Raw genomic sequence first — 16,284 nt, 5'->3', positions numbered from 1 at the left:
CAATAAATTTAAAAAATACAAAAAAATGAAAAAAATAGAAGGAATTTACATTTGAGGCATTGAATCTAGAAAATATAGTGAATTTTCAAATTTATACCCAAATATGAATGGAGGAAACTATATGGAGAAGCAATGCAGGCATATCTCGGTTATTTTAATAGTGGCATTTTTTATTCAAATTCTGTTTTCATCAGGGATATTTTTTATTGCTAATCATGTTTTTGCAGAACAAACCAGTGTGGATGTCAAAGCAGCAAATAGGTCCGACAATTGGATAAGTTCCTTGTACACAGATACAGCAGCAGAGTTTGTGGAAGACCTTCCTTCACAGCTACAGGACATTTTCAAAAGTCATCCTAGGCTGTTGAAGTCACCACTAGAAAGATTGAGCCTAAATGCTGAACGGAGGAATATTCTTTCTAAAACATACCCAATGGAAGCAGAAAAACCAGATGAGGATCAACTGACTTTATTGGAAGAAAAAGTAATGAATAAAATCGCAGTATATATGGGCGAGGGTATTCCCGAAAATCCATACCAAATATGGAACGCTGAAGATTTAAATAATATACGGCATGATTTATCAGCCCATTATATACAGATGGCGAATATTGATTTAAGCGAGTATAGTAATTGGCAACCAATAGAAAATTTTACTGGCGTTTTTGATGGTAATAATAAACGTATTTCCTCTTTGTTTATTAATAGGCCAATGGAGAACAGTATTGGCTTGTTTGGAAGAATTATAAGACCGGCAGAGTTAAAAAATATTAAATTAGAAAATATAAATGTAACAGGAAACTATTTTGTAGGTGGTTTGGTGGGAGAAAATGGACTTTATGATGTTTCCCCAGGTGGTAATATTGATAATGTACATGTATCAGGTAGTGTCACAGGATTTGTATTTGAAGATGAATATGGATGGTTAGTCAGCGGACCAACTGGTGGATTAATTGGTGTTAATCTAGGCGGAATTATTAGCAGGGCGCATTCAGCAGTAAATGTAAATGCTGCTGAAACTTGCGGTGGTTTGGTAGGTTTAAATGTTCCAGTTTTTCCAAGTTCTTTGTATCCTGCACTTATTAGTGATTCGTATGCAACGGGTAACATAACATTAATTGATGATCCTAGAACATTTGGTGACTACTTTGGTGGACTGGTAGGGTGGAATTCAGGCGAAATTCAAAGGTCATATGCAGCAGGTAATGTTTACGGGAAAAGTACAATTGGGGGTCTTGTTGGAGATAATGAGGGTGCTATAAGTAATTCATATGCAACAGGCAATGTAACAGCTATTCGCTACACTGCAGGTGGATTAATAGGGTTTAATATAGGATATATAGATAAATGCTATAGTATAGGATGGACAGATGCAGAGCTTTATGCAGGTGGCTTAGTTGGATATAGTACTGAAATTATCTATAATTCCTACTACGACGCCGAAACTTCAGGTCAATCCAATACAAATGGTGGAGAGCCTCGTACAACAGTACAAATGAAGGACATAAACACGTTTATTGGCTGGGATTTTGAAAATGTGTGGGATATTGATGCTTATATCCATGACGGATATCCTTTTCTCAGAGCAATTCCTGGAACACCTACAATAAAAGATATTACAGGTCTGAATGCAGCAGAGGAAATAGCCAAAAGAGACCCAGCCCAGATTTCTCTGCGATCTTTAATAAGTGACCCAATAGATACTTCAACCGGGGCTCAGATAATTGACCTTCACTTACTAACAATAAAAGGAGCACAGCCTATTGTATTTTCTATCAATTACAACTCCCTCCTGCTGAAAGCAGGTTCATTGGGAAAAGCTTGGAGTCATCCTTTTGAAGTAAAATTAGAATTTCTTTCCGATGATAATATTAACGTTTTATGGAATCAAAACCGAAAAAATCTATTTTTAAAAGAAAATGAAAATAAGTATTTTCCCGAAGATTATTCCGTTCGCTTTGATACCCTCACAAAAAAAGAGGATGAAGGTTATGAATTAGTACGGAAGGATAAAACTAGTTATTTGTTTGACTCAACAGGGAAATTAATTGAAATTATAAATTCTAACCAATTTTCAATTATGTTCTATTATGATGAGTTTAATCGCTTAAAGGAGATTATTGAACCTATATCAAACAAAAAATTAATCCTTTCCTATGATGATAATAATCTAATTGAAAAACTTACAGCCCCCCTGAATAGAGAAGTGCTATTCCAGTATGATGCAAATAAGAATCTAACGACTATAACAGAAAGCATAGGTGCAACCATTACCTATACCCATAACCACGAAGGTCAGATTCTGTCCGCTACAGACTCAGAAGAAAAACAGATTTTTGAGAACACATTTGATGAATATGGAAGAATCATATCTCAAAAAGATGGACTGGAAGATAATTATCCTACTATTTTTGCTTATGATGAATTGACAGAGCCCGGAAAAATAATTACAATCGTAACAGACCGTAACGGAAATCAAAAAGTATTGGTTCATGACAGCAGCTATCGCTTAATTCAGTTTGGAGATGAACTGAACTTTACAACAGATTTTGAATTTGATGACGATGGAAATCTTATTAGAGAAACAGATGCCAAAGGCAACACTACAGCTTATACATATGATGAAAGAGGAAATCTTTTAACCATTACCAATGCTCTAAGGAACATAACGAGAATGACCTATGATGAAAATGATAATCTTTTGTCTGTTAAAAATGAAGCAGGAGATATAACAAGCTTTACGTATGACGATAACCAACGGTTAATCCGCATACAAGCGGTTAATCCGCATACAAGATGCATTAGGGAATATTACCAGCTATACCTATGATGAAAATGGTTTGCTTCTTACAGAAACAAGCCCCAGAGGAGCAGTAACGAGCTATACCTACACAGAAGGACTTCTGCATACCCGGATGAATCCTGCTGGAGATGTTCTGACCTATAATTATGATGCAGGAGGAAGACTCACTTCCATATCCGATGTAGCAGGTACTGTTTCCATGACTTATGATAATGGAGATAAGATAAATAGTATTACAAATCCATTAAGCAATACCATACAATATACCTATGATTTAAGAGGCAATAAACTAACAGAAAAGGATTCTAAAGGAAACATTACTGCTTATACGTATAATGATAATGATCTCTTAATCAGCATAAAAAATTCTCTAAATCATACTGTCTACTATGAATATGACGGAGAGAACAGGCTGAAGAAAATTACCGATGCAAAAGGAAAAGAAACTACTTTTACCTATGATGAGAAAGGACAGATGACAGGCATAACAGATCCTATCGGAAATACCTTTACAACAGAATACGATGAAATAGGCAATGTAAAAAAACAAAAAGATGCATCAGGCAACATTGTAAGTGAATTATACTATGATGCTGTATATAACTTGATTGCTAAAAAAGATGCTTTAGGAAGTTTACAGACCTTTGAATACGACCAGGTGAATAATCTGATTAAAGCTATAGATCCGTTAAACAGAATAACTGAATTTCACTATGATGCTTTGGGCACAATGACATCTGCAGTAGATGCCTTAAATGGAATCAGTGCACAACAGTTTGACGAAGATGGAAACAGAATTACCCTGACAGATCCAAACCAAAACACTCTGACCTTGAATTACAATCAGGCAGGCCAATTAATATCAGCAGTATCCGAAACAGGCGATATGATTCAGTACGAATACAATGAACGGAATTTGTTAGAAAAGACAACCAACGGCAGAGGACAGGAAGCTAATTATACTTATAACGCAGCAGAACAGCTAACAAGCTTGACAGATAATATTGGTATAGTAAACTACACTTATGATGCCAATGGAAATCTTCTTACCATTACAGATGACTTTGGAACCATAATGTGTGAATATGACGCTTTAGACAGGCTGATAAAATATACGGATGTATATGGAAATATCATTCGTTATGCTTATGATGCCAATAATAATTTAACATCCCTTACCTATCCTGACAACCGTATAGTAAGCTATAGCTATGACGATGCAAACAGATTAATAGAAGTAATAGACTGGAACCAGAGGAAAACTACCTACAGCTATAACGAGAATAACCAATTACTGACCACAACTCGGCCCGATGGCTCCGTAGAAACAAGAACTTACAACACTGAAGGAAGACTAACAGCTTTACTGGATATTGAAGAAGACGGTACAGTAATCAATCATTACATTTTTGATTACGATGCTGTTGGAAACATTACCGAAGAAGTCAGTAGTCAAGAACAAGAACTGCCTCTACCGGGAAAACTTATTCAAATGACTTATAATGAGGCAAACCGGCTGGCAGCCTATAACGGAGAAACTGTCCTTTACGATAAAGACAACAACATGATCTGGGGGCCTTTAGATAATGAAATGACAGTATTTCATTATGACTCCAGAAATAGGTTGACAGAAGCAGGAGCAACCACCTATGCATATGATGCAAATAACAATCGGATAGCCATTACAGAAGATAATGTTACAAAGCAATATGTGGTCAATCCCAATACGATACTGAGTCAAGTTCTTATGGAAAGAGATCAGGAGGGTAATGTAACTGTCGCTTATGTGTATGGGTTAGGACTTATCAGTAAAGAAAATGCAAACGGAGAAATAAATATCTATCACTATGACTTAAGGGGCAGTACCGTAGCTTTAACAGACATGGCTGGAAATCTGACAGATCGATATGTTTACGATTCCTTTGGAGAAGTGGTATACAAGGATGGGATTACAGAAAACCCGTTTCTTTACAATGGACGAGATGGGGTTATCACAGACAACAACGGACTGTACTACATGCGGGCACGATACTATAATCCAGAAATTCGAAGATTTATGAATGAAGATATCATCCTTGGATTTGTTAATGATAGCCAAAGTTTAAATCGTTTTGCCTATGTTCAAGGTAATCCAATCAATTACATTGATCCAGAAGGGTTATTCGTTGTGACTATTAGTGGGGGTGGTTCAGGATCATATGTTGTAACCGGAGGAGCTAACATTGGAGTAGGATTTGATGATAAGGGAAAAATTCTTATTTACAACTATATAGGAGGTGGAGTAAAAACCAATATTGACCTGGGATTGGGGGCAAATGTTGGAATATATCCTTGGATGGAATCTGTAGATGATCTTAAAGGTTGGTCATTAAATGCAGGGGCATCTTGGGACTGGATTATCAACGTCGGAGGGGATTTTAATATAATGGATGCAAAAAGTGGGACTAGTATAAGTGGAGGGAATATAAATGCTGGAGCTCTACCAGGTAGTGTTAAGCTTGAACTTGGTAAAACAACAAAGCTTCAAGAAATAAATGTATTCAACCTGATGAATGGATCTGAAACAGAATTAGAAGACGGATTGATAAAAATCAATAGATATGATAATAGAATAGAATTACATGCTGGTAATAATAAAATCATTTACTATAAGAATGGAAAAATGCAAATGTATTCTGGAAAAATACAGGTTTTTAGTAATAAATGAGAAGGGTAGTATAGCTTGAGAAAAGAAAAGTAATTGTTTTATGACAGATATATATTATGAAATTTACTTTTTTAGGGTTTAGGAATTAGAATTTTAGGCAGTAAAAAATTGTTCTGCCCACTAAAAAATGAAAATCTCCAGCATATTACAAATCAGCTTTAATTATTTTCACTATCCTAAGGCATAAAACAACATATGCTGGAGTTTAATTAAAAAAATTTTGTTGTAGAAGTCGGAAACTTGTGTCTTTAGGACAATGAAAGGAACGATAGCTAATATGCAAGTATACAAAAAAGATATTTCTAAGAGAGTTGATATGATGTCCAAGTATATAGCTTTACAGAAATTCGGAGTAATTACATTAATGTTAATTATAGTAATACTATTAGTAAACAATATTAGTACGCTTCATTTATTTTTTATTGTATTATTCATATTTTTAATAATATATTTAATTAGAAAAGCAAACTATTTACTAAATTACCATGTAGTAAATAGTATTTCTTTAATGAATGATTCAACATTGCATATTAAAACTAAAAAGAAAATATATGAAATTAAAATGAAAGATATTCATTTAATCGAGGATGGTTATCACAATATAATTCTTAATGTAGATATTAAGAATAGAAATATTGAATTCTATTTCCCTAAAAAGCTTGAATTAAAAAAGAATATAAATGACTCTTATTTTTTTGAACTATTTACAAAATGTAGAATCAAAAAGACCAGTAGAGATATGATAAAAAAATTTATTTAATGAATAAAAGTGCAGAAAGGTCTAATTACATTATTTATAGTATTGTCATTAATCATAGTAGTGGATATTTTGGAAAAAACAAAGAGGAGTGAAAAAATGAAATTTAACAGAACTATTAAGACTTTTATATTAACAATACTCATTTTAATATTATCTTGTTATAGTGTTTTTGCTGCAACCTACACCTATGATAGTTTAAATAGGTTAATATCCGTGATTCACAACAATGGGCAAGTTATGAACTATTCTTATGATGCGGCAGGCAATATTGCTCAAATAGCTAGAACATCTTTTAATGGAGATGATAATGCTGACCTAAAAGAAATTAGAATTGACGACGAGCTACTGGAAGAGTTTGATGCTAATATTTTAGATTATACAGTCCAACTACCTTTTGGAGCAACAGAGACCCCAACAGTAACTGCATCTGTTTATAGTACAGGAAGAGCTACAGCGATAATAACACCTGCAGAAAGATTACCTGGTATAACTACCATAACAGTTACTGCAGAAGATAGTATAACAACAAAAATATACACAGTTAGCTTTTTCGTAGTAAATGAACTTAGCCATGATATAAGATTAAGTGATTTGAAAGTTGATGATATCACAATAGATAGATTTGATCCGAAAATAGAAATTTATAATATGGAACTGCCTTTTGGAACAACACAAGTACCAACAGTCACAGCATCTGTTTACGATGAAGGAAAGGCTACGGCGGTAATAACACCCGCAAAAACCCTTCCTGGAATAACTACAGTAACAATAATGACAGAGGATAAAATGTTCATTAAGATTTATGCGGTTAAATTTATAATAGAACAACAGCAAGTCCCAAAATTAACAACAATAGACATTGCTAAAAATGTCCGGAAGAAGCCTTGGCATATAAATTAGGAAAGAAGGACTACAACCTTTTAAAAGGCTTGTAGTCCATTCATTAGTTTTTGAAGCTATGGACAGGTGCAGGAATTCTTCCACCTCGGCTGATAAAATCAGCACTTGAAAATTTACTAACCGCCATGAGAGGAGCCATTCCCAGTAATCCACCAAATTCAGCGGAATCCCCTAAGATCTTACCATAAACAGGAATAATCCTTACACCAGTAGTTTTATTGTTGATCACACCAATAGCTGCTTCATCTGCAATGATGGCAGCGATCGTAGATTCAGGAGTATCCCCCGGTATAGCTACCATATCTAGCCCTACAGAGCAAACACAGGTCATGGCTTCTAATTTATCTAAGCTTAAGGAGCCCTTTTGTACTGCATCGATCATTCCTTCATCCTCGCTGACGGGAATAAAGGCACCGCTTAAACCTCCTACATGGGAAGAGGCCATGATGCCTCCTTTTTTCACGGCATCATTTAATAGCGCTAAGGCGGCAGTTGTACCGTGACAACCACAGCTTTCTAGACCCATTTCCTCTAAAATTCTTCCAACACTGTCACCGATAGCAGGAGTAGGGGCAAGCGATAAATCTACAATACCAAAGGGTATTCCAAGTCTAGAGGAGGCTTCATGAGCCACTAACTGACCAGCCCTTGTTATCTTAAAGGCGGTTTTCTTAATGGTTTCCGCCATCACATCAAAGCTTTCTCCTTTAACATTTTCCAAAGCACACTTTACTACCCCAGGACCACTAATGCCTACATTGATAATGGATTCGGCTTCACCTACTCCATGGAAGGCACCTGCCATAAAGGGGTTATCTTCAACTGCATTGGCAAAGACCACCAGTTTAGCACAGCCTATACTATCTCTTTCTCTTGTAAGATAAGCGGTTTGTTTGATAATCCTTCCCATATCTCTAACAGCATCCATATTGATCCCAGTTTTTGTGCAACCAACATTGATGGAGGAGCAGACCTTTTCTGTTACAGTCAAGGCTTCAGGAATGGATTCTATAAGGATTCTATCTCCCTTAGAGTAACCCTTCTGAACAAGAGCAGAAAAGCCGCCAATAAAATTGATGCCAACAGTGGCTGCAGCCTCATCTAAGGTTTTAGCAAACTCTACATAGCTTTTGTCTTCACTGGCTTGGGCCACAAGGGCTATAGGGGTAACAGAAATTCTTTTGTTAATAATGGGAATACCATACTCCGTTTCGATTTCTTCCCCAACCTTTACTAGGTTTTCTGCTAGTCTCGTGATTTTATCATAGATTTTTTTCCTAGCATTTTTTCCAGAGGAATCACAGCAGTCTAGAAGGGAAATTCCCATAGTAATGGTTCTTATATCCAGCTTTTCCTTTTCAATCATCTTTATAGTTTCCATGATATTTTGAAAGTTAATCATTGTCCTCATCTCCCAACTGTATTAGATACTATGCATTGTATTAAATAGGTCTTCATGTTGAATTTTTATGGAAACGCCTATTTCTTTACCAGCAACAACAAGCTCTTCTTTTAATTGTTTAAAATCTATTGTCATCTCCTTAAGATCTACCAGCATCACCATGGCAAAGTAATCCTGTAGCAACGTTTGATTGATGTCCAAAACATTTACCTTGTTCTTTTTTAGTACTGTAGTCACCCCATGAATGATGCCAATTTTGTCATCACCTATTACACTAATAAATGCCTTCATTTCTTCATCTCTCCTTTTGTAAGAATAATATATACCTGGGACATTCAAAAAAGGAAAAGAGACTAAATTAGAAATCTAGTCTCTGGAAATCAAGATTTTACAATGCAAGAAAACGCTACTCTGTTAACCATACAAATGACAGCTAAAGGTTATAGCATTATAAGTACATAGAAAATCCCCTGTCCTTTTACCTGAGAGTTTCACCTGAAAAACAGGCTTTCCCCTTCGGTGCTCTTTTGAGTCTCTCCAGAGGCTCGTCCAATAACGGTTTACCATATGTATTCCGCTATCTTCATTCGATTTTATATAATTTTTAAAATTTAATATTCATTGTAACACAATTAATTCTAAAAAATCAAGAAGAGTTTAAGAAAATTACAAAAAAAATTAAAGCGTGAAGGCTTTAATATGCTTTACAAGAAAATGGTAGTGATTTATAATGAAATAAATAGAATAGTTTAGCTAGGGGCGCCTTAGGCTGAGAAGGAGATATCCTAACCCTTGAACCTGACGTAGTTAGTACTACCGTAGGAAAGCTGAATCATAAGATGATAAAGTTTAATTATCTTTAAATTATTAAACATAGTCATAAAAGCTTACCTAATTTAGGTAAGCTTTTTTTGTCACATGGGAATTCATGAAATTATGGTTTCGTAAGATATAAGGAAAACGAGTTTTATTACATAGGAAATTGAGAAAGTTATATTTCTTCTGTTTTTAATAACTTTATTTTTCGCTAAATATAGAAAGCAATTTTTCAGGTCTTCTATTCTGTTTTTTAAAAGCTTAGATATAATCAAAATAATACGATTATGAAAACTTCATTATCATAAGGGGAGCCTATGGGGATAGGCTGAGAAAGAGATGGGATCTCTGACCCTCATAACCTGATTTGGGTAATGCCAACGTAGGGATCATTGTATTCATTTTCAATGCAAATTCTCTATGGATTTGCATTTTTAAATGTCCAGAAAAGTATAGTAGGCATTCATTTATTTCTAAAGAAACTACATAACAAATTATCTTTAGTAGAGGGAGGTGAAAAATAATGATAATTAATGGTAAAGAGGGAAGCTTTGAAACCGGGATTACGATTAAGGAACTATTGATGAAGCTGGAGTTAAATGAAAAAATAGTTGTCATTGAAATTAATCATAAAATTGTTCCCAAAAAACAGTATAGTAGTTTCGTTTTAAATGAAGGCGATAAAGTAGAAATTGTAAGCTTTATGGCAGGGGGCTAGGTTATGAATATTTTTTAGAAAAAAGAATCTTAATTAGGAGAGGATAAAATGGATTGTTTAACAATTGGAGGGGTTGTCTTAAAGAGTAGACTGTTGATTGGAACAGGGAAATTTTCCAGCAACAAAACAATGACAGAGGCCATAAAAGCCGCTGATGCACAGGTAGTAACCATGGCATTGAGAAGAGTAGATCTAAATGGAAGGGAAGAAAATATTCTTCAGCATATTCCTGAAAACTGTATTCTCCTTCCCAATACATCTGGTGCAAGAAATGCTGAAGAAGCTATTAGAATAGCTAGATTAGCCAGGGCTATGGGATGCGGAAATTGGGTAAAAATCGAAGTGATCTCTGATAATAAATATTTGCTGCCAGACAACTACGAAACCATAAAAGCAACAGAGGCTTTAGTAAAGGAAGGTTTCATTGTACTGCCCTATATGAGTCCTGATTTAATGGTGGCAAAAATATTGGCAGAAGTAGGGGCAGTAGCTGTAATGCCCTTAGGAGCTCCTATCGGAAGCAACAGGGGAATCAAGACAAAGGAACTAATACAAATTCTAATAGAAGAAATCAATGTGCCTATTATTGTAGATGCAGGGATCGGGAAGCCTTCTGAAGCGGCAGAGGCAATGGAGATGGGAGCAGAGGCAGTTTTAGTGAACACTGCCATTGCTACTGCACAAGATTCTATCAAAATGGCACAGGCTTTTTCCTTAGCAGTAAAGGCTGGTAGACTTGCTTATCTTGCTAAAGTGGGATTAGAAAAGAAATTAGCAGAAGCCTCCTCGCCTCTCACAGGATTCTTATATGAAGGTGAAGAAAAATGACATTTTATAATGAGTACCTTCGATATAAGGATTTTGACTTCGACAATTTTTTTCAAAAGGTTACAAGAGCCGATATAATGGATATTCTGCAAAAACAGAAGATTACAGAAGTTGAATTTTTAGCATTATTGTCTCCCACTGCCGCCAGTTGTTTGGAGAAAATGGCACAAAGAGCACATCAAGCTTCTCTAAGACATTTCGGCAAGGCAATACTGCTGTATACCCCTATGTACCTATCCAATTATTGTGTAAATCGTTGCAGCTATTGCAGCTTCAATAGCGATAGCGGCATTAAGAGATCGAAATTAAATTTACAGGAAATTGAAGAAGAAGCCAAAGCCATTGCTGCCACTGGATTAAGACATATCCTTATCTTAACGGGGGAGGATAGAGGGAGAACGCCAGTAGCCTATATAATAGAGGCTGTCAAGGTGCTAAAAAGATACTTTGATTCTATATCTATAGAAATCTATCCCTTATCTGAAGAGGAATACAGCCAGCTAATGGAGGTAGGGGTAGATGGACTTACAATTTACCAAGAGGTATATGATGAAGAAGTCTATGATTGTGTTCACGAAGCAGGGCCTAAAAGGAATTATAGATTTAGACTAGATGCACCAGAAAGGGCTTGCAGAGCTAAAATGCGAAATGTCAATATCGGTGCTTTGCTGGGTTTGAATAATTGGAGAAAAGAGGCTTTTATAACAGCATTACATGGAAATTATCTTCAAAACAAGTATGGGGATGTGGAGGTTAGTATATCCCTGCCCCGTATACGTCCACATATAGGGAGTTTTCAGAATGTTGTTTTTGTGGAGGATAGAGACTTAGTACAGGCAATGCTCGCCTTGAAAAATTTCCTTCCTTACATAGGCATTACTATCTCCACTAGAGAAAAGAAGGAATTTAGGGATCACTTGATTCCCCTTGGAGTTGTAAAAATGTCGGCAGGAGTTTCTACTGAGGTGGGAGGTCATACCCACTCCAACGGAAATAGTCAATTTGAAATAAGTGACACAAGAAGTGTAGGTGAGATAAAAAAAGCTATTTTAGCCAAAGGCTATCAGCCTATATTGAAAAATTGGATGCACCTGTAAAGGCATAAAAGAAGCTAAATAAAATAATGAGAAGGAGCTGGAAGTCATGAATTATACAACCCAAATGGATGCAGCTAGAAAAGGAATAATAACAAGAGAAATGGAAATTGTAGCAAGCAAGGAAAAGACAGATGTAGAAACCTTAAGGAAGCTTGTAGCAGAAGGTAAAGTTGCTATACCTGCCAATAAAAATCATGGATCTTTAGACCCGGAGGGAATCGGTGAGGGGCTTAGAACCAAGATTAATGTAAATTTAGGGATATCTAAGGATTGTCCCAATATCGATGTTGAGATGGAAAAGGTAAGAACTGCTCTTGATATGAAGGTGGAGGCCATCATGGATCTAAGCTCCTTTGGAAAAACCAAAGAATTCCGAAGAAGATTGATAGACGTGTCACCAGCCATGATAGGAACTGTACCTATATATGATGCTGTTGGTTTCTATGATAAAGAATTAAAGGATATTACTTCGGAAGAGTTCTTAGAAGTAGTAGAGAAGCATGCCAGGGATGGAGTAGATTTTGTTACCATCCATGCGGGTATCAATCAAGAGACGGCAGAAGTCTTTAAGAGAAACAAAAGACTGACCAACATTGTTTCAAGAGGAGGATCCTTATTATACGCATGGATGGAACTAAATGATAAGGAAAACCCTTTTTATGAACATTATGATAAGCTTTTAGACATTTGTGAGAAATATGATTTGACCTTAAGTCTTGGAGATGCTTGTAGACCTGGAAGCATCCATGATGCTACAGATGCCAGCCAAATTAAAGAATTAATGATTCTTGGGGAATTAACCCTAAAGGCATGGGATAGAAATGTACAAGTAATGATTGAAGGGCCAGGACACATGGCTATTAACGAAATAGCCGCCAATATGTTAATTGAGAAAAAACTCTGCCATGGAGCACCTTTCTATGTGTTAGGACCAATTGTTACGGATGTGGCACCAGGCTATGATCATATTACCAGTGCCATCGGTGGTGCTATCGCAGCTAGTCATGGAGCTGATTTTCTTTGTTATGTTACTCCAGCAGAGCATCTTAGACTTCCTAACCTGGAGGATATGAAGGAAGGAATTATTGCTTCGAAAATTGCAGCCCATGCAGGAGATATTGCTAAAAATGTTAAAGGTGCTAGGGATTGGGATAATGAAATGAGCAAAGCAAGACAACAGCTAAACTGGGAAAAAATGTTTCAATTAGCTATTGATCCTGAGAAAGCAAGAAGATATAGAAAAGAATCTATGCCCGAGCATGAGGATAGCTGTACGATGTGCGGTAAAATGTGTTCCATGAGAAACATGAACAAAATTATGGAGGGAAAGAATATTAATATTTTGAGAGAGGATGAATAAATGCTTTATCTCATAACCAACAGAAGAATGGCTAAAGACAAAAACCTAATCAAAGTGATAGAGGCTGCCGTTAGGGGTGGGGTAGATGGAATCATCCTTAGAGAAAAGGATTTATCCTATGAGGAATTACTACCCTTAGCAATAGAAATTAAAAAACTTACAGAAGGTACTGAAACATTACTTATGATAAATGGTAATTTGCAAGCAGCAAGAAAAGTTCAAGCAGATGGATACCATACAGGCTTTCGGGAATTTATAGATAGAAAACCAGTCTTCGATGGAATGCTAGGGGTCTCCATTCATAGTCTTGAGGAAGCAGTATTAGCAGAAAAGCAAGGAGCCACCTACTTACTGGCAGGTCATGTGTTCGACACCCAGTGTAAAGAAGGCCTGGCAGGTAGGGGGATTCCTTTTATCAAGGATATAAAGGAACAAGTTGAAATTCCAGTGATTGCACTGGGAGGGATCACACCAGAGAAGGCTGTAGAGGTGCTAAAAGCTGGAGCCAACGGCATCGCTGTGATGTCCTCTATTATGATGGCAGATGATCCTTATGGCTTAACTAGAAGGCTCAAAAATATATAGGATACTGAAAAGTCCTAAAGCACTTCTTATCTAGCTTACACCAGTCTTCAAAGTACTTTGAACATCAGGATTTAGGTTCTTCTTTTTAATAAATTTGTGAACTTTACGGTTTTTGTTCCATAATAAAAATAAGGTAATGGGAACTGCATCATGCGGTTCCCATTACCTTGTTCATTTATTGCAGTTTTTTTAAAGGCTTTAAGGCAGGCCCCTCTATGATGTCTCCTTTGGAGAGTCCCCCTCTTTTATATCAACAACCTTTGTGTTTTCAAAAATAGCACAACCATCTCCAGGTATTTTTTCAGCAAGAGAAAGCAAGTATTTTCTAGGGTGGAATTGAGCCTGTCCATCAAAACGCATTAAATTTTCCATATTTGGCTCACCCTGTTCTATCAATTACGAAGAACTGAAGTATTGTACTTAAGAAATTTCCCAGCAATCCATAGAAAAAAAACAAATTTTATGATATATTTATTTCAATATAGAGATACTACATAACAAATGTAGAAAAGAGAGGAGAATAAAATGGAAACGAAGCCTAGCAGTTCAAATTTTATTAAAAATATTGTTATTCAAGACCTAGAATCAGGAAAACATAAAGAAATCATCACCCGGTTCCCACCTGAGCCTAATGGTTACTTACATATAGGACATGCTAAGTCTATCGTATTAAACTTTGAATTAGCGGATGAATTTAAGGGAAAAACTAACCTTCGATTTGATGATACAAACCCAACAAAGGAAGATACGGAATATGTGGAATCTATAAAAGAAGATGTAAAATGGTTAGGTTTTGATTGGGACGAACTGTATTTTGCCTCTGATTACTTTGAAGAAATGTACAATTGGGCGGTGCATCTAATAAAAAAAGGAAAAGCTTATGTGTGTGACCTATCTGCTGAAGAAATAAGAGAATATAGAGGGACTTTAACAAGGCCTGGCAAAGAAAGTCCCTATAGAAATAGACCTGTAGAAGAAAACTTGCAGCTATTTGAAGAAATGAGAGCGGGCAAACACAAAGATGGAGAAAAGGTTTTAAGAGCCAAAATTGATATGGCTTCTCCTAATCTAAATATGAGAGATCCAGTGCTTTATCGTATTGTTCATGCAAGTCATCATAATACTGGGGACAAGTGGTGTATTTATCCTATGTATGATTATGCCCATCCCCTAGAGGACGCTATTGAAGGTGTTACCCATTCCATCTGCACCTTGGAATTTGAAGACCATCGGCCATTATATGATTGGATAATCCAAGAATGTGAAACAGAAAGCCAGCCTAAACAAATTGAGTTCGCTAGATTAAATCTAACCAATACTGTTATGAGCAAGAGAAAGCTAAAACAGCTGGTGGATGAAAATGTAGTAGATGGATGGGATGATCCCCGTATGCCTACTATTGCTGGATTAAGAAGAAAAGGGTGTACTCCAGAAGCTATAAGAAATTTCTGTAGAGAAATTGGTGTTGCTAAGAGCTATAGTGTTGTAGATGCTCAAATGCTGGAGCATTTTATTAGAGAAGATTTAAATGCAAAGGCTCCTAGAACCATGGCTATTTTGAAGCCCTTAAAAGTAGTAATTACCAACTACCCGGAAGATCAACTAGAAATGCTGGAGGCAGAAAACAATCCAGATGATGAAGCGATGGGAACAAGACAAATTTCCTTCTCTAGAGAAATATACATTGAAGAGGAGGACTTCATGGAGAATCCTCCTAAGAAATACTTTAGATTATTCCCTGGAAATGAAGTACGTCTAAAACATGCTTATTTTATTACATGTAACGAGGTCATCAAGGATGAAAATGATAATGTAGTAGAACTTCATTGCACCTATGACCCTGAGACCAAGAGTGGGACAGGTTTTACAGGAAGAAAGGTAAAGGGAACCCTCCATTGGGTAGATGCAAAAAATGCAATACCAGCAGAATTCAGATTATATGAGCCTCTAATTTTAGATGAGGACAGTGAGGGTGAACACTTCCTAGAGCAAATCAACCCAAACTCCCTAGAGGTTCTTAAAGGCTATGTTGAGCCTAATATGAAGGAGGCAAAGCCACAGGATAAATTTCAATTTTTTAGACATGGATACTTTAATGTCGATACAAAATATACAATGAAGGATCAATTGGTTTTTAATAGAATTGTATCCTTAAAAAGCTCTTTCAAAATTGGAAAATAATTATAGGTATGCGCGTTTAGACTTGAATTTTGACAATATATCTATATCCTATTGATTCTATACAAGATAAGACTACCCTAAACAGGAGAACCTGTGACGGGTAGTCTTATGTTTTCCACATTTTTCT

The 16,284-nt window shown here is 36.1% G+C and carries 13 protein-coding genes and 3 riboswitches; of the genes, 10 read left to right on the top strand and 3 right to left on the bottom strand.

The annotated features are described in order from the left end of the window. Positions 1-121 precede the first annotated feature (121 nt). The 4 genes from CHB72_RS14070 (at position 122) to CHB72_RS14055 (ending at position 7,170) form a co-directional block, all read left to right on the top strand. Positions 122-2,830, top strand: a complete 2,709-nt coding sequence (locus CHB72_RS14070) for an RHS repeat domain-containing protein (protein WP_176431382.1) — start codon at positions 122-124, stop codon at positions 2,828-2,830. A 10-nt stretch (positions 2,831-2,840) separates the two neighbouring features. Continuing rightward, positions 2,841-5,510: an RHS repeat domain-containing protein gene (locus CHB72_RS14065; RefSeq protein WP_089283522.1), complete on the top strand. Its 2,670-nt coding sequence runs from the start codon at positions 2,841-2,843 to the stop codon at positions 5,508-5,510. 316 nt (positions 5,511-5,826) lie between these two features. Continuing rightward, complete coding sequence (locus CHB72_RS14060) at positions 5,827-6,270, top strand: hypothetical protein (RefSeq protein WP_207652567.1); 444 nt, start codon at positions 5,827-5,829, stop codon at positions 6,268-6,270. Positions 6,271-6,366: 96 nt separating this feature from the next. Beyond that, positions 6,367-7,170: an RHS repeat domain-containing protein gene (locus CHB72_RS14055; RefSeq protein WP_089283520.1), complete on the top strand. Its 804-nt coding sequence runs from the start codon at positions 6,367-6,369 to the stop codon at positions 7,168-7,170. A 43-nt stretch (positions 7,171-7,213) separates the two neighbouring features. Here the strand turns inward: CHB72_RS14055 and CHB72_RS14050 are convergent, their stop codons facing one another. Both CHB72_RS14050 and CHB72_RS14045 read right to left on the bottom strand, forming a co-directional pair. Then, the gene (locus tag CHB72_RS14050; RefSeq protein ID WP_089283519.1) at positions 7,214-8,572 is read right to left on the bottom strand and encodes a PFL family protein; all 1,359 of its coding nucleotides are present in this window, start codon (positions 8,570-8,572) and stop codon (positions 7,214-7,216) included. A gap of 21 nt (positions 8,573-8,593) precedes the next feature. Continuing rightward, positions 8,594-8,863 (bottom strand): ACT domain-containing protein, encoded by a 270-nt coding sequence (locus CHB72_RS14045; protein WP_089283518.1) that lies wholly within the window; start codon positions 8,861-8,863, stop codon positions 8,594-8,596. Between the two features lie 169 nt (positions 8,864-9,032). Then, a riboswitch (glycine riboswitch) is annotated at positions 9,033-9,123 on the bottom strand. 194 nt (positions 9,124-9,317) lie between these two features. Then, a riboswitch (TPP riboswitch) is annotated at positions 9,318-9,414 on the top strand. Between the two features lie 271 nt (positions 9,415-9,685). Beyond that, a riboswitch (TPP riboswitch) is annotated at positions 9,686-9,795 on the top strand. Between the two features lie 116 nt (positions 9,796-9,911). On the opposite strand from CHB72_RS14045, the gene thiS reads away from it, so the two are divergent. From thiS to CHB72_RS14020, 5 genes are read left to right on the top strand one after another with little or no spacing between them, the layout of a single operon-like run. After that, positions 9,912-10,106: a sulfur carrier protein ThiS gene (gene thiS / locus CHB72_RS14040; RefSeq protein ID WP_089283517.1), complete on the top strand. Its 195-nt coding sequence runs from the start codon at positions 9,912-9,914 to the stop codon at positions 10,104-10,106. Between the two features lie 48 nt (positions 10,107-10,154). After that, positions 10,155-10,934, top strand: coding sequence for a thiazole synthase (locus tag CHB72_RS14035; protein WP_089283516.1), 780 nt, complete (start codon positions 10,155-10,157; stop codon positions 10,932-10,934). After that, positions 10,931-12,031 carry a 2-iminoacetate synthase ThiH gene (thiH, locus tag CHB72_RS14030; protein WP_089283515.1) on the top strand — a complete coding sequence of 367 codons (1,101 nt, stop codon included), beginning with the start codon at positions 10,931-10,933 and terminating at the stop codon, positions 12,029-12,031. Before CHB72_RS14035 ends, thiH begins: the two co-directional genes overlap by 4 nt. Before the next feature lie 46 nt (positions 12,032-12,077). Further along, the gene (thiC, locus tag CHB72_RS14025) at positions 12,078-13,391 is read left to right on the top strand and encodes a phosphomethylpyrimidine synthase ThiC (protein ID WP_089283514.1); all 1,314 of its coding nucleotides are present in this window, start codon (positions 12,078-12,080) and stop codon (positions 13,389-13,391) included. Further along, the gene (locus CHB72_RS14020) at positions 13,392-13,976 is read left to right on the top strand and encodes a thiamine phosphate synthase (protein ID WP_089283513.1); all 585 of its coding nucleotides are present in this window, start codon (positions 13,392-13,394) and stop codon (positions 13,974-13,976) included. 213 nt (positions 13,977-14,189) lie between these two features. Here the strand turns inward: CHB72_RS14020 and CHB72_RS25965 are convergent, their stop codons facing one another. Next, positions 14,190-14,348 carry an FAD-dependent oxidoreductase gene (locus tag CHB72_RS25965; RefSeq protein ID WP_242975136.1) on the bottom strand — a complete coding sequence of 53 codons (159 nt, stop codon included), beginning with the start codon at positions 14,346-14,348 and terminating at the stop codon, positions 14,190-14,192. A 153-nt stretch (positions 14,349-14,501) separates the two neighbouring features. Here CHB72_RS25965 and CHB72_RS14015 point away from each other — a divergent pair, with 153 nt between their 5' ends. Then, a complete protein-coding gene (locus tag CHB72_RS14015; RefSeq protein ID WP_089283512.1) occupies positions 14,502-16,157 on the top strand; it encodes a glutamine--tRNA ligase/YqeY domain fusion protein in 1,656 nt (551 codons plus the stop codon). The last annotated feature ends 127 nt before the right edge of the window (positions 16,158-16,284 follow it).

The organism is Anaerovirgula multivorans, from assembly GCF_900188145.1.
GTDB classification, from domain to species: Bacteria; Bacillota; Clostridia; order Peptostreptococcales; family Natronincolaceae; genus Anaerovirgula; species Anaerovirgula multivorans.
Note: the sequence above shows the minus strand (reverse complement) of the source record. Positions and strands in the feature narration are given on the sequence as shown.